This is a genomic window from Bacillus sp. Marseille-Q3570 (assembly GCF_946151055.1).
In the GTDB taxonomy this organism is placed as follows: Bacteria; Bacillota; Bacilli; order Bacillales; family Fictibacillaceae; genus Pseudalkalibacillus.
On sequence record NZ_CAMGYZ010000001.1, the window covers coordinates 576441 to 596028 of the forward strand.

16 protein-coding genes, 1 other RNA gene and 2 other annotated features are annotated in these 19588 nt (G+C 42.3%); of the genes, 3 read left to right on the forward strand and 14 right to left on the reverse strand.

Annotated features, from left to right (window positions below):
* Positions 1 to 45 precede the first annotated feature (45 nt).
* The 9 genes from alaS to cymR all read right to left on the reverse strand — a co-directional run bounded on the left by alaS (position 46) and on the right by cymR (position 10936).
* A complete protein-coding gene (alaS, locus tag N8M93_RS03005) occupies positions 46 to 2682 on the reverse strand; it encodes an alanine--tRNA ligase (protein ID WP_261129675.1) in 2637 nt (878 codons plus the stop codon).
* 62 nt (positions 2683 to 2744) lie between these two features.
* Positions 2745 to 2955: a binding site (T-box leader), on the reverse strand.
* A 33-nt stretch (positions 2956 to 2988) separates the two neighbouring features.
* Positions 2989 to 4068, reverse strand: a complete 1080-nt coding sequence (locus N8M93_RS03010; RefSeq protein WP_261129614.1) for an AI-2E family transporter — start codon at positions 4066 to 4068, stop codon at positions 2989 to 2991.
* 225 nt (positions 4069 to 4293) lie between these two features.
* Positions 4294 to 4443 carry a DUF3918 family protein gene (locus N8M93_RS03015; RefSeq protein ID WP_261129615.1) on the reverse strand — a complete coding sequence of 50 codons (150 nt, stop codon included), beginning with the start codon at positions 4441 to 4443 and terminating at the stop codon, positions 4294 to 4296.
* A gap of 24 nt (positions 4444 to 4467) precedes the next feature.
* Complete coding sequence (locus N8M93_RS03020) at positions 4468 to 4656, reverse strand: hypothetical protein (protein ID WP_261129616.1); 189 nt, start codon at positions 4654 to 4656, stop codon at positions 4468 to 4470.
* Between the two features lie 66 nt (positions 4657 to 4722).
* On the reverse strand, positions 4723 to 7026 hold the full coding sequence (locus N8M93_RS03025; RefSeq protein WP_261129617.1) for an ATP-dependent RecD-like DNA helicase: 2304 nt from the start codon (positions 7024 to 7026) through the stop codon (positions 4723 to 4725).
* Positions 7027 to 7038: 12 nt separating this feature from the next.
* Entirely contained in the window at positions 7039 to 7716 is a 678-nt protein-coding gene (locus tag N8M93_RS03030) for a tetratricopeptide repeat protein (RefSeq protein ID WP_261129618.1), read from the reverse strand.
* Positions 7717 to 7846: 130 nt separating this feature from the next.
* Positions 7847 to 8959 carry a tRNA 2-thiouridine(34) synthase MnmA gene (mnmA, locus tag N8M93_RS03035; protein ID WP_261129619.1) on the reverse strand — a complete coding sequence of 371 codons (1113 nt, stop codon included), beginning with the start codon at positions 8957 to 8959 and terminating at the stop codon, positions 7847 to 7849.
* A 15-nt stretch (positions 8960 to 8974) separates the two neighbouring features.
* The gene (locus tag N8M93_RS03040; protein WP_261129621.1) at positions 8975 to 10117 is read right to left on the reverse strand and encodes a cysteine desulfurase family protein; all 1143 of its coding nucleotides are present in this window, start codon (positions 10115 to 10117) and stop codon (positions 8975 to 8977) included.
* 396 nt (positions 10118 to 10513) lie between these two features.
* Entirely contained in the window at positions 10514 to 10936 is a 423-nt protein-coding gene (cymR, locus tag N8M93_RS03045) for a cysteine metabolism transcriptional regulator CymR (protein ID WP_261129622.1), read from the reverse strand.
* Between the two features lie 256 nt (positions 10937 to 11192).
* Between cymR and N8M93_RS03050 the strand changes: the two genes are divergently transcribed.
* The 3 genes from N8M93_RS03050 (at position 11193) to N8M93_RS03060 (ending at position 14153) form a co-directional block, all read left to right on the forward strand.
* Positions 11193 to 12524, forward strand: coding sequence for an AAA family ATPase (locus tag N8M93_RS03050; RefSeq protein ID WP_261129623.1), 1332 nt, complete (start codon positions 11193 to 11195; stop codon positions 12522 to 12524).
* Positions 12525 to 12637: 113 nt separating this feature from the next.
* Complete coding sequence (locus N8M93_RS03055; RefSeq protein ID WP_261129624.1) at positions 12638 to 13378, forward strand: RsfA family transcriptional regulator; 741 nt, start codon at positions 12638 to 12640, stop codon at positions 13376 to 13378.
* 568 nt (positions 13379 to 13946) lie between these two features.
* Complete coding sequence (locus N8M93_RS03060) at positions 13947 to 14153, forward strand: helix-turn-helix domain-containing protein (protein WP_261129625.1); 207 nt, start codon at positions 13947 to 13949, stop codon at positions 14151 to 14153.
* Positions 14154 to 14291: 138 nt separating this feature from the next.
* Here N8M93_RS03060 and N8M93_RS03065 read toward each other — a convergent pair whose 3' ends face one another.
* The 5 genes from N8M93_RS03065 to N8M93_RS03085 all read right to left on the reverse strand — a co-directional run bounded on the left by N8M93_RS03065 (position 14292) and on the right by N8M93_RS03085 (position 19587).
* Positions 14292 to 15059 (reverse strand): tRNA threonylcarbamoyladenosine dehydratase, encoded by a 768-nt coding sequence (locus tag N8M93_RS03065; protein WP_261129626.1) that lies wholly within the window; start codon positions 15057 to 15059, stop codon positions 14292 to 14294.
* Positions 15060 to 15282: 223 nt separating this feature from the next.
* Positions 15283 to 15461: non-coding RNA, 6S RNA (gene ssrS / locus N8M93_RS03070), on the reverse strand.
* Positions 15462 to 15689: 228 nt separating this feature from the next.
* The gene (gene aspS, locus N8M93_RS03075; RefSeq protein WP_261129627.1) at positions 15690 to 17465 is read right to left on the reverse strand and encodes an aspartate--tRNA ligase; all 1776 of its coding nucleotides are present in this window, start codon (positions 17463 to 17465) and stop codon (positions 15690 to 15692) included.
* The gene (hisS, locus tag N8M93_RS03080; RefSeq protein WP_261129628.1) at positions 17462 to 18748 is read right to left on the reverse strand and encodes a histidine--tRNA ligase; all 1287 of its coding nucleotides are present in this window, start codon (positions 18746 to 18748) and stop codon (positions 17462 to 17464) included. The genes aspS and hisS overlap by 4 nt, the downstream gene beginning before the upstream one ends.
* Before the next feature lie 273 nt (positions 18749 to 19021).
* Positions 19022 to 19258, reverse strand: a binding site (T-box leader).
* Positions 19259 to 19413: 155 nt separating this feature from the next.
* Complete coding sequence (locus tag N8M93_RS03085) at positions 19414 to 19587, reverse strand: RNA polymerase subunit sigma-70 (protein WP_261129629.1); 174 nt, start codon at positions 19585 to 19587, stop codon at positions 19414 to 19416.
* Position 19588 lies beyond the last annotated feature (1 nt).

The following is a 19588-nucleotide window of genomic DNA, read 5'->3' on the forward strand; positions in this document are numbered from 1 at the left end:
AAATCCCCGCTTTTTCTACCTTTATTGTACAATACACATACAGGTTTAGGAAATGGATTTGACGAATTCGTAAACATAATTTAATGCGTCATCCAGTTTTTCAGGTTGTTTTCCGCCAGCTTGAGCCATATCTGGGCGCCCTCCTCCGCCGCCTCCACATCGGGTTGCGACTTCCTTTACAATTTTGCCTGCATGATAGCCTTCTTTCGTTAAATTATCTGTAACTCCTGCAACAATATTCACTTTTTCATTTTGTGCAGAACCAAGAACGACTACTCCGCTTCCGATCTTGTTCTTCAAATCATCTACGATTGAGCGTAAATTATTCATATCACTGGCAGAAACTTTTCTAGCTAATACTTTTACACCATTGATTTCTTCAGCATGATCCATCAAGGAACCAGCTTCAATATTCGCAAGCTTCCCTTTCAGCGATTCATTTTCACGCTGAAGCTCTTTGATTTGTAATTGTATAGTACCGACCTTTGCAGGTACATCATTCAAGTTAGATTTCAAAGCGTCTGCTGTATCTTTAAGGATTTGGACTTGACCAGTGAGATGGCGATAGGCTCCCTCACTTGTAACTGCTTCAATCCTGCGTGTGCCCGCACCGATACCCGATTCAGCTATGGTCTTGAACAACCCGATTTCTGCAGTATTTGTAACATGACAGCCACCGCAAAGCTCAAGGCTGTAATCTCCGACTTTTACGACACGAACTTCACTTCCGTATTTTTCACCGAATAATGCCATTGCTCCCATCGCTTTTGCTTCTTCAATCGGCTTGACCATCTTTTCAACAGGAATCGTGTTCCAAATCTTTTCGTTTACGATCGATTCAATCTTCTCCAATTCCTCCGGAGTGATCTGATTGAAGTGGGAGAAGTCGAAACGCAAGCGATCAGAAGTTACTAGAGAACCTGCTTGATTGACATGTTTTCCAAGTACATCTTTAAGTGCTTGGTGAAGCAAGTGTGTTGCAGTATGGTTCTTAATGATACCAGCACGACTGATCTCGTTGACGGTTGCCGTAAGGGTTTCATCGACTTTCAATGTCCCTTTTTCAACATGGACAGTATGGAGATTTTGGCCATTCGGTGCTTTTTGGACGTCTTTTACGACAGCAAAAACATTGTCATTTTCAAGTGTCCCTTTGTCAGCAATCTGACCGCCGCTTTCTGCATAAAAAGGTGTTTGATCAAGGATCACTAGGACTTCTTCACCAGCATTTGCTTCATTGACCGTATCAGCACCCTTTACCATCACGCTGACCTTAGAAGAGGTATACAGTTGATCATAACCGATGAATTCACTCGATGTTTTGATATCACTCAGGACGCCAGTCTGAACCTGCATAGAACCTGTGTCCTGACGTGCTGAACGTGCCCGTTCACGCTGTGCTTCCATTTCCACTTCGAATTGTTCCCGGTTCACAGTCAAACCTTCTTCTTCCACATACTCTTCAGTCAGTTCAAAAGGAAACCCATACGTATCATACAACTTGAAAGCATCTGAGCCAGAAAGTTGATTTTTCCCATTTTCTCTCGCTTGTTTCATCATTTCAGATAAAATCGCAAGACCTTCGTTGATGGTTTCGTGGAATCGTTCTTCCTCATTCTTAACAACTTTTTGGATAAAATCAGTGTTTTCAAGGACATTTGGATAGAAGTCTTTCATGACATCTGCAACCACTGGCACAAGCTCAAACATAAAAGGTTTGCTGATGTTCAATTGTTTAGCAAAACGGATTGCTCTGCGGATGAGGCGACGTAATACATAGCCTCTACCTTCATTGGATGGCAACGCACCGTCTGCAACTGCAAAAGTAACTGTCCGAATATGATCAGCGATAACCTTGAAAGCAGTATCGAATTCTGGATTCTTGCCATATTCAGTACCAGATATTTTTTCTGTTGCTTCGATCATTGGCATGAACAGATCGGTTTCATAGTTTGTCGGAGCATCCTGTAACGCACAAACGACACGTTCAAGCCCCATCCCTGTATCAATATTCTTTTTCGGCAACGGTGTATACGAGCCATCAGGGTTATGGTTGTATTGAGAAAACACAAGGTTCCAGATTTCAAGGTGACGCTCGTTTTCTCCACCTGGGAACAACTCTGGATCGTTCGGGTCGTTCCCATACTTCTCCCCGCGATCAAAAAAGATTTCCGTATTCGGTCCACTCGGGCCTTCACCGATATCCCAAAAGTTCTCTTCGAGACGGATGATCTTCTCCTTTGGAAGGCCGATTTCATTATGCCAAATGCCATGCGCATCATCATCTTCAGGATGAATCGTAACTGCTAGCTTTTCAGGGTCAATTCCTAACCATTTTTCATCCGTCAAGAATTCCCAAGCCCAAAGAATCGCTTCTTTTTTAAAGTAGTCCCCGATTGAGAAGTTTCCAAGCATCTCGAAGAACGTATGATGTCGAGCAGTTTTACCGACATTTTCAATATCATTTGTACGGATTGATTTTTGAGCATTTACGATACGAGGATTCTCCGGAACGACACGACCATCAAAATACTTTTTCAAGGTTGCAACGCCACTGTTGATCCACAATAAGGACGGGTCTTCGTGCGGTACAAGAGAGGCACTAGATTCAACCTTATGTCCTTTTTCTTTGAAAAAATCCAAAAACATCTGTCTTACCTCAGCTGAAGTGAGCGTTTTCATCATTGATTCCCTCCTATTTATGAGTTTGTCTTTTTTAGACAATAAAAAAACCCACGTCCTAAAACAGGGACGAGAGTTATCACGCGGTACCACCCTGGTTATGAAAACATCTTCTGTATTCATCACCTCGACACATTAACGGTGTGCGCCGGCAGGGTTTGCCTGCATTCCGGATCAGCGTTCAGTCAATCTTCATCCAGAACCTCTTTCAGCCTGGGAGGTTCTTCTCTGCAAGGAAGGGTTTTGACCTACTCATTCCATCATCAATTTTTTATATTCATGTTCTGCTGTCGTTAATTATAGACTTTACTTTTCTGCATTGTCAACATTTCTGAAATGCTCTCTTGCATGTTGGAAAATGACTTTTCCTATTGCAAAGAAAGGTACGGCAAGGAGTAAGCCGACAACTCCACCGATTTCCCCGCCAATCAACAATGCTAATATGATTCCTATCGGATGGATGTGCAATGTTTTTCCGACAATAAGCGGACCGAGAATATTCCCCTCGATGAATTGAAGAATGATGACAATTCCAATTACGATCAACAGTTTATTTATCGATATTGTCGCTGCGATCAACGCGACTGGCACTGCCCCGAGGACCGGTCCGAAATAGGGGATGAAATCAGTGACACCAATGATGATACCTAGAATCACTGGGTAAGGCACACCAGCTATCCAGAACGCGCCAATTGCGAGAACTGCAAGTGCACATGCTACTGTCAATTGCCCGCGTATATAATTACCAAGTGAAACATCGATATCATGGATGATTTTCTTTCCCGGTCCTCTCCACTTTTTAGGGGTCAGGTTCCAAATCATACGTGTAATAACCTTAAAGTCTTTCAGCATATAGAACACGAGAAAAGGAATGACGATCCACGCAAAAATGTTACGCCAAAATCCTTTGATTGCAATAAGAACGCCGCTTATTAATGTTGTTAAATATTGCTCTACTGCATTCAACGTTTTTTCAAATTCATTATGGACCGTTTCCGGCAGATTATCAGTATGCTCGTAAAATTCCCTAATCCAGTTTCGATAAGTTTCTGATAATATAGGTAATTGTTCACTCAGGTCTTTGAGCTGTGATATCAGATAGGGCACACTTTTAAAGATCAAAAACCCGATGCCACCGAAAAAGGCAAGATAAATCACAAGGATTGCAAGAGATCGGGGGATGCCCCGCCGATGAATCCATTCTACAATTGGGTGTAATAGATAAGTGATGAAGATAGCGACGAAAAATGGCATGAAGACGGCCAAAATCATATCAAAGATCGGATCCCAAAACGGTTTCAATTTCATAAAGACAAATGCACAGAGTAAAGCTAATAAGACCATCCCGAGCCTTACCAGTGCTTCAATTGTAAACAGTTTTTTCATAAGCGCCACCGGATCTTTTCACAGTATTCTTGTATCTTTAACGTGCGCTTAATTGAACACCCTATGCATGGCGAAAGAAAACTACAAGGTGGAAGTGGATACTTTCTTTAAAGGTATTGCTTGCGAATCGCAGGGGAAGGCAGCGAATTACACTACGAATTTTAATATCCAGGAAGTATTATAGGGTCAAAAAAAACTGACATTCATCTGAACGTCAGCCCTTTTTCAATAAATCGCTTTTGCAATCCTTTTACGGATCCGCTTCATTTTCTTCGTTGATAGCATGCCATTCACCTTCATATTTCTTCCATATAAAGATTTAATCAGATACGCACCGGCACAGGTCGTTGCTATAGTCATGATTGTACGGTTCACATTAAACACCATCCCAGTATGAAGTTACATCGAAATACTTAGATCGTCATCATCGAACAAATCATCTAAAGAAGTCAAACTGCCATCTTCCTCTACTTGATTAAGAGTCAATTTGCCTTCAACAGCAGTCAGTTCGATGAAACATCCCCAGCAGTAATACTGGTCCACCCCGATTTTGCCAAGGTCTTTGCATTGGCAGTTGGGACATCTCATTGTTCGTTCCTCCTCCTGATAAATCAAAAAAAGTGCTACGAATAGGATGTCCCGTATTTTCGGGATTTATACGCTTTCTCTTTTTGTCCCGCTATCGTTTGAGCTTTCGATCCTTTTTTTCAATTTCATACTTAAATGTGAGTTGCGAGTGCCTGAGTCGTTTTGCTGTACCGCTCTTTTTAATGCATCCATTTCACCACATAAGATGAGATACTCTTTACTCCGGGTAACCGCTGTATAAATCAGATTCCGCCGAAGCATCCGAAAATAGCCTTTAACAATCGGTAAGACGACGATCGGAAACTCGCTTCCCTGTGATTTATGAATTGAACAACAATAGGCATGCGTAATTTGGTTCAGGTCCGTCTTTTTGAACGTCACCTCAATGCCATCAAATGATATGATGATCTGATCTTCTTTATCCGTTGTTTCTTTTGAGAAGATGATCGAGACGATTTCCCCGATATCTCCATTAAAGATTTGCTCCTCGGGAACATTGACGAGTTGGAGAACCTTATCACCCACACGATAGATGGATTGAAAATACTCGATTTCCCTTTTTTGTCCAGTCTGAGGATTGAACATTTCTTGTAATTCTTTGTTCATCTCATCAATTCCAGCTCGGCCTCTATACATTGGTGCTAATACTTGTACATCTCGCGCTGTAAACCCTTTTGTCATGGCGCTTTTACAAACCTGGAGGACTGCTGTGGTCACTTGTTCCTGTGAACACGGGAAGAACCGCCTGTCATGTTGAGGAGAACTCAGGTCCCCAGGCAACTCTCCTTTTTTCATTTCATGAGCTAATTGAACAATGGTCGAACCCTTCGCTTGTCGATAAATCTCATCAAGCTTTACTGTTGGGATGACTTCAGATGAAATGAAATCCTTCAATACTTGTCCAGGACTTACTGATGGAAGCTGATCCTCATCTCCCACCATGATCACCTGGATTTCTTCAGGTAATGCGTCGAAAAGCCTGTAGGCAAGACGGACATCTACCATCGACATTTCATCAATGATGAGAAGTCGACCTGCAATTGGATTTTCACCGTGATGTTCAAATCCGCTGCCTCCTTTCCAACCTAGAAGCCGATGGATCGTCACAGCAGGAATGCCTGTGGATTCACTCATACGTTTAGCGGCACGTCCAGTTGGTGCTACGAGTAAAAATGGAAAATCTTCATCCTTATAGTCCTGAAGTTCGAGTGAAAGTCCATGGATTTCAGAATACGTTTCGATGATTCCTTTGATGACGGTGGTCTTTCCTGTTCCAGGACCACCGGTCAAAATCATCATCGGGGAAGTCAGTGCTTTATAAATGGCATCTTTCTGAGCATCCGCATATTCGATTCCATGTGATTCTTCAAGAGCACCTAAAGCATTATAAAAGTCCGAAAGCTCGATACGATCATATTCTTCCTGTTTCAATAAGCGTTCCATTTTTTGAAGTAAGCCGTATTCAGCAAAATACAGCGATGGAAGATAGGCATTTTCATCCTCGATCAATACTTTCCCTTCACCATGTAAAGCAACAATCTCGCTGTAGAAATCAACATCAGAGTCAACAGGCTTTGTAAAAAGCAGTTTTTTGGTTTCTTCTATTAAATCATCTACTTCAATGTATGTATGTCCTTGCTGATTACAAAGCTCCTTCAAATTATAAAGAAGGCCAGCTTGTACACGTTCTGAAGAAGTTTCTTCGATTCCTAAAGCATTTCCGATTTCATCCGCTCTACGAAAACCGATTCCATCAATGTCATAAATCAACTGATAAGGATTGGTCTGAATGACGGAAATTGCGTCACTCTTGTAAGATTGATAGATTTTCATCGCAATAGAGGGTCCGATCCCGTAGCGATGCAATGTACTGAGAAGCTGCTCTAAACCCTGGTGTTCCATCAAGGTTTCATAAATGATCTTTGCACGTTCTTCGGACAAATCCTTAACTTCGTTCAATACTTCCGGATCTTCGATGATTTTGGAAAATGCGTTATTCCCGAGTGTATGTATGACTTTTTCTGCGGTCTTCTTTCCGATTCCACTGAACAAATCACTTGAAAGATACTGGACCATCCCATCTTCTGTCCTGGGAAGATCTTTTCTGTAAAACTCAACCACAAATTGTTTCCCGTACTTTGGATGGTCTTTCACATCTCCCCAGAAAATGTACGTCTCTTCTTCCATCAACACTGGGAAAGTACCCACCACAATCATATCTTTATCCATTTCCGCTAAATTGGATTCTTTCACAGACACTTTCAAAACGGAATAGAAAGTCTCTTTATTTTGATAGATCACATGAATAATCGTACCTTTCACAAACTGTTTTTCGTCTGATCCTAAATCGAATTGGCTTTGTAACTCCATCGTTTCGCCCCACTAATCATTAGTTTCAGTAGACTCTTGAATCTCATTGATTTTCTTGATTCCGTTATGTGCCAACAGATGATCGTTCTGATTTTCGATTGCTTTCGTAAACATCTCTTTCGCTTTATGGATGTTTTCTGTGTACAAATATGCTACGCCAAGGTTATAGTAAGCGTCTGCATGGTCTGGAGCGAGCTCGATCACGTTTTCTAAAGCTTTGATGGCTTGTTTAAATAAATTCAGCTTTCCGAGTGTCATTCCGTATTGGAACCATGCTTCTACATCCGCGGGATTCTTTTCAGCGGCAGATTGGAAATGCGGAAGAGCCCGTGCGATATCGCCCAATTGTGAAAAACTCATCCCTAGCATGAAGTGTGAATCACCATCTGAGAGCCCACGTTTGATCGCCTCTTGAAAAAGGTCAAGCGCATCATCATACTGCTCGAGTTTATAAAAGACAACGCCTGCACCATAATAGGCTGGCGCCATTGTTTCATCCATGGAAATGGCTTTATCGAAAAAGCCCATCGCTTTCTCATATTCCCCTACCAGTTCTAAAAGGTTTCCGAAGTTCACATAAATGACTGGGTCGTCAGGACTTTCTTCAAGAGCACTATGAAATGCCTTCGCTGCTTCTTCGTATTTTCCTTCTTTCATCAATTCGATTCCGCGTTTATTGTTATCAGACATCATCTGCCTCCTTCTGAAAAAATCAACATCATGCGTTAACAAAACCCGTTTATAAAAAATGGAAGTGGGGACTGTCCTTAAAAAAGTGTCAGACACTTTGGGACAGCCCCCACTCTGTTCCATCATCAATCTACAAATAAGAAATTGCTTCCTCTTTTTTATAGACTTTATCGATCGTACCCCCGCCAAGACATACATCACCATCATAAAAGACGACTGCTTGTCCTGGGGTGATCGCACGCTGCGGTTCATCAAAGATAACATCAAGCGTGTCATTTTCCAATTTTCGGACAGTCACAGATCGGTCTGGCTGGCGGTAACGGAACTTCGCCGTGCACTTGAATTCATCCGGCATTCTTTTCCCAGTCATCCAACTGACCTTCGTGGCGTTAAGCTTATCCGAATAAAGCAGCTCATTATGAAATCCTTGTTCAACGAAAAGGACATTCTTTTCTAAATCTTTTCCAACAACGAACCATGGATCCCCGTCGCCACCGATTCCTAATCCATGACGTTGGCCGATCGTATAATACATGAGTCCATCATGGTGCCCTTTCACCTCACCTGACAAGGTCTGCATATCACCAGGCTGTGCAGGGAGGTATTGGCTAAGGAATTCTTTGAAGTTCCGTTCACCGATAAAACAAATACCTGTACTGTCTTTTTTCTTCGCAGTCGCCAGGTTCGCTTTTTCTGCCATCTCCCTGATTTCAGGCTTCTTGTATTCCCCGATCGGGAACAACACTTTCGAAATCTGTTCCTGACTTAGCTGGTTCAAGAAATAGGTCTGATCCTTGTTTTCATCGACACCCCGGAGCATGACCTTCTCGCCGTTACGTTCACCGATTCGCGCATAGTGTCCAGTTGCTACATAATCTGCTCCAAGACTCATCGCATGATCGAGGAAAGCCTTGAATTTGATCTCTTTGTTACACATTACATCAGGGTTTGGTGTTCTTCCTGCTTTATATTCTTCTAGGAAATAGGAAAACACTTTGTCCCAGTATTGTTTTTCGAAATTCACTGCATAGTAAGGAATACCAAGTTGGTTACAGACACGGATGACGTCTTCATAGTCTTCAGTTGCTGTACAAAAGCCGTTTTCATCCGTGTCATCCCAATTTTTCATGAATATCCCGATCACATCATACCCTTGTTCTTTTAAAAGCAATGCAGCTACTGAAGAGTCTACCCCTCCAGACATTCCAACAATGACTCTTGTATCTTCAGGTCGTTTTTCCATATTCCTCACCTCCATTCACATTGATGTCAATCTATTGACGATACGGACTGTTTCGTTCGCTGCCCGTTCAATCTCTTCTACTGTGTTTCCAAAACCAAAGCTGAAACGGATTGCAGAAGTCATCCGCTCATGATCATCGAACATGGCCGCCAGCACATGTGACGGCTCGATCGATCCAGCTGTACAAGCTGATCCGCTGGATGCTGCGATACCTGACAGATCCAGATTGACAAGCATTGATTCTACATTTGTTCCAGGAAAGCTGACATTCAAAACATGTGGCAGCGAATTGGTGATTGATCCATTCAACACATACTCGATGCTAGCATCATCAAAAATTTCAAGCATTCTTTTTTTCATTTGAAGAAGCTCACCATGGCGATTGATCTTTTCATCTTGAATCAATTCCACTGCTTTTTTCATGCCCATTATTCCAGGAACGTTCTCTGTTCCGGCTCTCCTCTTACGCTCTTGTTCACCGCCGAATGCACGTGGTTCCAGCCAAATCCCTTCGCGGACATACAAGAACCCATTCCCTTTCGGACCATTGATTTTATGAGCAGAGACAGACAATAGGTCGATACCCATATGCTTCACATCCATGATCACACTTCCATACGCTTGAACCGCATCGGTATGGAAAAGGACTTCCTTTTCACTCGTTATTCTTCCGATCTCTTGAATCGGTTGAACCGTACCGACCTCATTATTCCCATACATGATTGTCACTAGAATCGTATCTTCACGTATTGCATCCTCTACTTGCTGTGAATCGACGAGCCCTTCTTCATCAACAGGAAGGTATGTCACTTCAAATCCACTCTTTTCAAGGTATTCAACAGCATGTAAAACTGCATGATGCTCAACCTTCGTCGTGATGATATGCTTTCCTTGCTCCTGAAGCGCGGAAGCAGTTCCGATAATTGCCATATTATCCGATTCGGTACCACCGCTTGTAAAAATGATCTCGTTGAAATTTGCATTGATGCTACCGGCGATCACTCTTCTAGCTTCATCGAGGGCTTGCCTTGTATTCCTACCGAACTGATGGATGCTCGAAGGATTCCCGTATTGAGATGTAAAATAAGGAACCATCACCTCGACCACTTCTTCACGGGTAGGAGAAGTCGCAGCATGGTCCAAGTAAATCGCATTCATAAAATATCACCTATATTGATTTGTTCAACCCGGGTTGAACAAAACTTTATTTTGTTGGAAAAGCCTAAAACCATAACGCCCTTTGACAACGACAGTACTAGCAACGAGCAAAACATGCAAGACAACTGCGAGTTGTACCAAGGAAGCTTTCTTCAATGGTACACTTGTAGACGCAGGTACAGGATTTACTATGCGCTTAGGAAATTCGCAATTTATCATTCGTTTTATTTTGAAGTAACAGTTTCAATCAAGGTTCAAAATGGACGAATTAGAAACAAGAAGTTCAAGGCGTGACAGTTTTGAGGACCAAAGCGTATTTTGTAATACGTGAGGACCGGAAAAACCGAACAACGCAGAAATTCGCAGTTTATCATTCGTTTTATTTTGAAGTAACAATTAAATGTAGAACATGTAAGACTCTTGATCCTCATCCCCACCACTATAAGAAGCCAACTCCTCTAGAGTAGTGCTGTCGAGCACTTCCTTGACCGCATCCCGGATTTTGATCCAAAGGTCTCTTTTTGCGGGTTCTTCGTCATCCATGATTTCAACCGGGGTGATTGGTCCTTCAAGTACGCGGATGATATCTCCTGCTGTTATGGTTTCCGGATCACGGGTCAAAGTATACCCTCCATATGCCCCCCGTACACTTTTGACTAAACCAGCATTACGGAGCGGACCTACTAATTGTTCAAGATAATGTTCCGATAGTTCGTGGTCCTTTGCGATTGATTTCAGTGAAATAGGTCCTTCACCATGTTTCTTCGCCAGTGCCATCATTATGGTCAATCCGTAACGTCCCTTTGTCGAAATTTTCATAGTATCCTCCTCAATTGACAACTCAAATACACCTGTAAAACTAGTTATTTCCCATATTGTTATTCTTTAGGCCGCTTGTCTATAATTCAAGTTGTGATGTAATTCTTCTTTTAGTTTGAATCTGAATTTTTTTCCTATGACATTATAGCACGAAAAGGGTTCTTCTTGCATTGAATCAAGTCCTATAGTATCGTTCAGTTGAATTGTCATAAAACCTGATTATTATTGAAGATTGTCCATGAAAGGACGTGAACATATGGATTTATTCGATATGCAGATGGAAGAGGGTCCGAAGGGCAAACCGCTGGCAGACCGGATGCGGCCCAGGAATTTGGATGAGTTCATTGGCCAGGAACATATTGTCGGCAAAGGAAAGCTTCTCCGTCGCGCGATTGAAGCAGATCAGCTCTCAGCCATGATCTTCTTTGGACCTCCTGGAACGGGTAAAACGACTCTTTCAAAAATCATCGCGAATACGACATCTGCGCATTTTGAACAAATCAACGCAGTCACATCTGGTGTGGCAGATATTCGTACAATTACGACCCAGGCACGGGAACGTTTGAAGATGGATAATCAGAAAACACTTTTGTTCATAGATGAAATACATCGGTTTAACAAAAGTCAACAGGATGCCCTTTTACCGTATGTTGAAGATGGAACGATCATTTTGATTGGAGCGACTACAGAAAGTCCGATGTTCGAAATCAACAGAGCTCTTTTATCTAGATCAAGGCTGTTCCGATTCGAACTACTGACTGATCAACATACGAAGGAAGTGTTGGAATCAGCAATCAAGGATCCTGAAAGAGGGTTTGGGAACCATAACATCCGTGCTGAGGAAAAAGCGCTTGAACACTTGGTTGATGTAGCCGGTGGAGATGCACGTACAGCCTTGAATGCACTCGAACTAGCTGTGCTTACCACTCCGCCTGATTCAGATGGCATCATCCAAATAACTATAGAAATCGCTGAAGAATCGATCCAACAGCGTGTACTACAATACGATAAGCAAGGTGACAACCATTATGACACGATCTCCGCTTTCATCAAAAGCATCCGTGGTTCTGATCCTGATGCGACCCTTTATTGGCTTGCAAAAATGATCTATGCAGGAGAAGACCCGAAGTTCATCGCACGGAGGTTGTATGTCCATGCTGCTGAAGATGTGGGACTTGCTGATCCGAATGCATTGTTGATCGCTCAAGCTGCAGCTCAGGCAGTCGATTTCATTGGAATGCCAGAAGCACGTATTCCGCTTGCAGAAGCAGCGTTATATATCGCAACCGCTCCAAAGAGCAATGCGGTCATCACTGGGATTGATAGGGCTTTGAACACCGTCAAAAATGAAAAAACCGGTCAAGTGCCGACCCACTTAAGAGATGCCCACTACAGCGGCGCAAAGGAATTAGGTTCTGGAGTCGGCTATAAATACCCACATGATCATAAGGATGGATATGTTCCCCAACAATATCTTCCTGAGCATCTGAAGCATAAATCCTTCTATCAGCCGAGTGAACGAGGTTATGAAAAAACGGTAACGCGAAGGCTTGATTATTTTAAAGAGCGGATTGAAAAAGGAGAATAACCTATCAATCAATCTTTTAGTCGAAAAATAATATAGTAATCTTGTATAGTTTCTCTCATTTTTGTCCAAGATAAGGCTAAAAACCTTCTGGGATAAAAAGGAGAGAATTTTTCATGTCAAATCATAGACAAGATGCATGGTCAGAAGAAGATGATCTACTATTAGCCGAAACAGTGCTAAGACACGTTCGTGAAGGGAGTACACAGCTTCAAGCTTTTGAAGAGGTAGGTGACAAATTGGATCGAACCTCTGCAGCCGTAGGATTCAGATGGAATGCCATCGTACGCAAAAAATACGAGCAAGCCCTGAAGATTGCACGCCGTCAACGAAAAGAACGTAAACGAGCTGCTGCATCAAACAAACCGAAGCAACCAGAGAAATCCACTGCTTATCAAACTCGCTTTGATGACACTATGGATTTTGAAAACTATCATCCTCTTTCTGAACCGAAGTATAGAACTTATACAACTGAAGAGAAATCCGAAACAAATCAGGTACAACTAGAAGAAGAACCTGTTCAAAGACAAGAGGTTGCAAAGCAATCAATGGACTTGGATACTGTCATCCATTTCTTAAGTCAGTTGAAAAACGACAACACAGGTTCCCAGTCTGTCAAAGAAAGAAACGAGCGTCTTGAACAAGAATGTGAAATGCTCAAAAAGCAAAATAACGAGTATGAAGAAGAATTGAAAGAACTGAAAGATAATTTCGCATCCTTAAAGGATGATTATCAAGCATTACTTCAAATCATGGATCGTGCAAGACGTATGGTCCTGCTCCAAGACCAAGAAGAGATTTCCGCTTCAAAGTTCAAAATGGACAAAAATGGTAATTTAGAAAAAGTAGCGAAATAAAGAAAACATGGGACTGGGACAAATGAACTTTGTTCAATAGAAAACCCGAACAATTTGTCCGGGTTTTCTTCAGTGGTAATAAATGAAGGTTCCGCTTCGTCAACATCCTTCGCTTTCCGCGGGCACGGCCACAGCCTCCTCAGAAAGCACAAATCGCTTTCTTGCGGGGTCTTCGACTCGTGCTGTTCCCGCAGGAGTCTACGGATGTTGTCTACGCTTTTCCGTCTTTCATTTTCTCCAATCTATTTTATTGTTCGTCTTTTCTGTTGGCAGTTATAGTTTTGTCTCAAAATGTAAATATCTGAACGGAGCTGTCCTAAAAAGTGTCAGACACTTTTGGGACAGCTCCGCTTTTGTATGTGTGAGGATTGTCACAGCTTAAATCTTCCAAAGTCGTTATGATATAAGGGAATAGAATCATATATATGAATATAAACCATTTATCCTGAGTAAATTCACTCCGTTTACCGCAGAGATTTGTAAGTTTCACTTAAAGATTCTTTCTGTATGAATCAACATTAAGCATTGACAGGGGCATTAAAAATCTACTGGATGGGAGGCGAACAACTTGCAATTAGGCGATACAATCAGACGTCACCGTGAGGAATTGAACATTTCCATTGAGCAGCTTGCTTTGAATTCCAGATTGTCGATTCATACTTTGAAGAGGATCGAAAACAATGAACTTATTCCTGATCGTGATATGTTGTTCAAACTATCTACTGCTCTCGACATTCCTATTTCGGAATATCGAACCAATCCAGGAATGAAATAAAGAAAACTAAAGCCAAACCTTTAGCACAGGCTAAGCTTCATTTGCGCTTGAAGAAAGAATTTGATACTTCTGTAAATTAAAAAAAGGCTAACTTCTACATCCCGATAAGATGGAGAGTTAGCCTTCCTTTTAATAGGGCTATCTGATTCGATCCACTTTTATATCGTTGCTTTCCAACAGCTTATTGATGACGTGTCCTGCCATCATAAGGCCAGAAATCGATGGAACGAAAGCGTTCGATGAAGGTGGCATTTTCGCTTTACGAATCTTCGCATTGTCATCCGGCACGATGCTCTTACGTATCTCTTCGCGTATTTGGACAGGTTTTTCATCAGAGAATACGACATTGATTCCTTTATGGACCCCTTCTTTGCGCAACCGCGTACGGATGACTTTTGCTATTGGATCATAGCTTGTTTTCGAGATATCTTCAATACGTAATCTTGTCGGATCCATTTTGTTGGCCACCCCCATGCTAGAGATGATCGGAATATTCCTGCGCAAACATTCCTTCATCAAATGGATTTTATAAGAAATCGTATCGGACGCATCCACGACAAAATCAAGTGGATAACTGAAGAACTCTTCATATGTTTCTTCTGTATAGAACATCTTCAAAGCTTCGACTTTACATTCAGGATTAATGTCAGCGATCCGCTCTTTCATCAAATCGACCTTAGGCTGTCCGACCGTCGACAATAATGCATGTAGCTGTCGATTGACGTTTGTAATATCGACATCGTCTTTATCAACAAGAATAAGCCTGCCAACCCCAGAACGGGCAAGTGCTTCAGCAGAAAATGACCCAACACCTCCGATTCCCAGCACTGCTACTGTGCAACCTTCGAGTGCTTTCAATCCTTCTTTTCCAATTGCTAATTCATTTCGTGAAAACTGATGTAACATCTTGTGAATTCCTCCCGTGCTCCAATCAAATGTCCATAATAGCATATATGAAGGAACACCTTGAATGCAACAACCAATAAAAAGAATCTCTACATTACAGAAGTTGACTAAAGAAAATTCGGCAAAGCCAAGCCTTGGCACAGACTGAGCCTTAATTGCTCTATTCAAGTACAAATTTAAAAGCAACCAGATTGACCTGATTGCTTCAGTGGTTTGAACATGTAAGAGTCCCATATGTGCCGTCGAAATCCTTCTGTGTTGAACCTGCCTGAAAAGGTGGGTGTCTTGTTACAATTCTTATGCGTCCTTTCACTGAAGGCTTGCACGCAAATCATAAACTCAGACTCCCATTTGTAAAGTGTTGGCTCAAACGTTCGGCAGAAACGTACACCCCAGGACTCTTTGATATTGTATTTAAAGAATAGCATAAACTTTAAGCGCTTTCAATGATTCGTCAGTGTTTTCATAAAAATCAGACTTCTTTACTAATCAGTTCACTAATGTGTTAAAGGACTCTCTTGGGTCGACTTTTGTAACTCCAATCAGTAGCCTTATGACTGAACTCTAATATAACAGTCCATTAAAAGTGGCCACCTTCCAAATAGAAGGTGACCAATGGCTCATTAATTGTTATTTACTGTCTTTTTCTTGAATTTTAAGGTGAAGTTCATCAAGTTGAGATCCACTAACTGCACTTGGTGCATTCGTCAGTAAACAGCTTGCGCTTGCTGTTTTCGGGAATGCGATCGTATCTCTCAGATTGCTGCGTCCAGCGATCAGCATGACGAGCCGATCGAGTCCAAGAGCGATTCCACCATGTGGAGGTGTCCCGTATTCAAAGGCTTCTAACAAAAATCCGAACTCATCATAGGCTTGTTCTAATGAGAAGCCAAGTGCTTTGAACATCCGTTCTTGAACATCCTTTTGATAGATACGTTGTGATCCCCCGCCGATTTCGTAGCCGTTTAACACGAGGTCATACGCTTGGGCACGGACTTTCACCGGATCCTTTTCAAGCTTATCAAGGTCTTCCACTTTCGGCATTGTGAATGGATGATGTGCCGCCACATATCGGTCTGCATCTTCATCAAATTCCAACAACGGGAAGTCAACGACCCAAAGGAAGTTGAACTTCTCTTTGTCGATCAAGTCCAATTCTTTCCCTAGCTTCATACGTAATGCACCTAAGCTTTCTGCCACTACCTTTGGCTTATCTGCCACAAACAATAGCAAGTCTCCGGCTTTGGCATCGAACGCGTCGGTCAATCCTTGTTGCATTGCTTCATCAAAAAATTTTGCAATCGGTCCTTTGAGACCATCTTCCTCAACTTTCAGCCATGCAAGTCCTTTTGCGCCATAAACTTTTACAAAGTCAGTCAATTGATCGATATCTTTTCTCGAAAATCGATCTGATTGACCGCTTACGTTGAGCCCTTTTACAGAGCCGCCGCTTTGGACAGTAGAAGCAAATACCTTGAAGTCGGATCCTTCCACAAGAGCTGAAACATCCACAAGCTCCATGCCGAAACGAGTATCAGGTTTATCAGAACCGTAACGATCCATCGCTTCCGCATATGTCATTCTTGGAATCGGGGTTTCTAAAGAAATACCCTTTGTTTCTTTCATGATCCTGCTCATCATTTCCTCTGTCATCTTGAAGAGGTCTTCTTGATCCATGAACGAAGTCTCAATATCGACCTGTGTAAATTCTGGCTGGCGGTCTGCCCGAAGGTCTTCGTCACGGAAGCAGCGGACAATTTGATAGTACCGCTCGAAACCAGATACCATCAATAACTGTTTGAAAATCTGTGGCGATTGCGGCAGTGCAAAAAATTGACCCGGATGGACCCTGCTTGGTACTAGATAATCACGTGCTCCCTCAGGTGTACTTTTTGTAAGCATTGGTGTTTCCAATTCAAGGAACTCATAACTATCGAGGAAGTTACGGATTTCTTTCGTCACTTTGCTTCTGGTCTTGAATGTCTCTTGCATGATCGGACGACGAAGATCTAAGTAACGATATTTTAATCGCACATCTTCCGTGATTTCCTCTTTATCTGAAATAACGAAAGGCGGTGTTTTCGCAGCATTCAAAATTTCAACTTGCTCTGCACGAATCTCAATCTTACCAGTTGCAATATTCTCATTGATGGTCGCTTCATCACGTTCAACCACCGTCCCTTTTACGTCAAGGACGTACTCGTTACGGACACGTTCTGCCAGTTCCGTTGCTTCCCTGGATGTTTCAGGATTGAATACAACCTGCACGATACCAGAACGATCACGTAAATCAATGAATATAAGACCACCTAAGTCTCTTCGCTTCTGGACCCATCCTTTCAATTGAACTGCTGATCCAATTTCTTTTTCTGTTAGTTTTCCGCAATGATGTGTTCTTCCGATCATGAATGTGATCCTCCCTCAAGTTGTTCAACGATATATTTTGTTGCTTCCCCAATCTGTACCTCTACCTGTTCACCTGTACCCATGTCCTTGACATTGATGATTCCTTTATCTAACTCATCTTCCCCAAGAACAAGCACATATTTAGCACTCAAACGATCAGCTGCTTTAAATTGCGCCTTCATTTTCTTATCTAAGAAATCTCTGTCAGCAGTCAATCCAGCGTTGCGGAGATCGTGTAAAATGGACATACTGCGTTTTTTCGGTTCTTCCCCTAACGAAACAAGATAGCAATCGATTCCCCTTTGCACAGGCAAATCGATTTGTTCTGCCTCCAATGCGACTAGAAAACGTTCAAGGCTCATTGCAAAACCGATCCCAGGTGTTTCCGGCCCGCCGATTTCTTCGACCAGACCATTGTACCGACCACCACCACTTAACGTGGTGATCGCACCGAACCCAGGTGCTTCGCTCATGATTTCAAATGCCGTGTGGTTATAGTAATCCAATCCTCTAACTAATGTCGGATCCACTTCATAAGCGACATTGAGTTCATCTAGGTACGCCTTGACATTTTCAAAATACGTCCTAGAGGAATCATTCAGATAATCAAGAATCGAAGGCGCAGAATGCATTTTCGGATGGTTACGATCCTTTTTACAATCAAGGATCCTTAACGGGTTTGTATGGATCCGGTTCTGGCAAACTTCGCAAAGTTCATTGACAACAGGTTTGAAGTGATCGACTAACGCTTCTCGGTGAGCTGTACGACTGTCGTTATCACCGAGGGAGTTGATGATCAGCTTCAAATGTTTCAAACCGAGCTTTTGATAGAGTTCCATCGCTAGAGCCATCACCTCTGCGTCAATTGCCGGATCATTGCTGCCCAACGCCTCGATACCGAACTGTACAAATTGCCTCGTACGACCCTTTTGCGGGCGCTCATAACGGAACATCGGTCCAATGTAATAAAGCTTGGTCGGCTGTTGCGCTTCACCGAACAGTTTATGTTGTACAAATGAACGTACAACCGAAGCGGTGCCCTCTGGGCGAAGCGTCAAGCTGCGATCGCCGCGATCCTTGAACGTGTACATTTCCTTTTGTACGATATCTGTCGTATCACCGACACCACGTTGGAACAACTCGGTGTATTCAAAAATCGGCGTGCGAATTTCGTGATAATTGTATTTCCGGCAAAGTTCTTTCGCTTTTTCTTCAATCAACTGCCATTTCTCAACTTCTCCTGGTAAAATATCCTGGGTTCCTCTAGGAATTTGAAAACTCATCCTGTTTCACTCCTCACCTTTTTTCAAACGATCTATCAGCTTTCCACTATAGATAACCTTACTGTTGTTTACATATATCATCAATAATGGTTTAACAAAGCGAAGCAAATAAAGAAAACTAGGTAAAGTCCAGCTTTAGCGAAGGCTGAACCATAGTTCCTCGAAAAAGCAATTGCTTTTCCTTCGTGCGGTGTATTGCTTCCGAAGCCACCAGCTTGTGCACTTCTACTGAAGAAAGTATTTAAGTATAAAAAAACTCCCGCCCCTATCAAAAGAAGGGACGAGAGAATATACCCGTGGTACCACCCTAGTTGAAGCAATAATAAATGCTTCCACTCAAGCTGCAGTTAACGCCTGCCTACGTTTAATCCCTACTGCAAATATGTCTGGTTCGGGACAAAACCTTCGGAGTGTCTTTCTTCCAGGCTCTTTGTAGGAATGCTTCCAGCCATTGGCATCCCATCTCTGAACATGAGTTTCTGAAGTACTTTTCTCCATCACTGGTTGTTTACGTATCATTTGAATTGATTACTATCATACGGGCCTTTACCCCTGATGTCAAGCCTATTTTTCATTCAAAATAATTACAAGACTGTTTTGGGGTATTACCTGTCTCGCTCTTCCCGAAGGAGTGTCGTGAATTTCGTTTAAATCAACAACAAAGATCAGCGCATCAACCGTTGTTTTAATTTCTTCACAGCTTCAAGACTGACACCGAATTCTTCTGCTAATTCATAATTGCTCATCATATGTTCCTTTTCGATGAACTTATGGAAATCCATCCCGAACAAAGCATTTGATCGATGATTCATAGCATCATGTTTTAGGCTTTTTCTCATT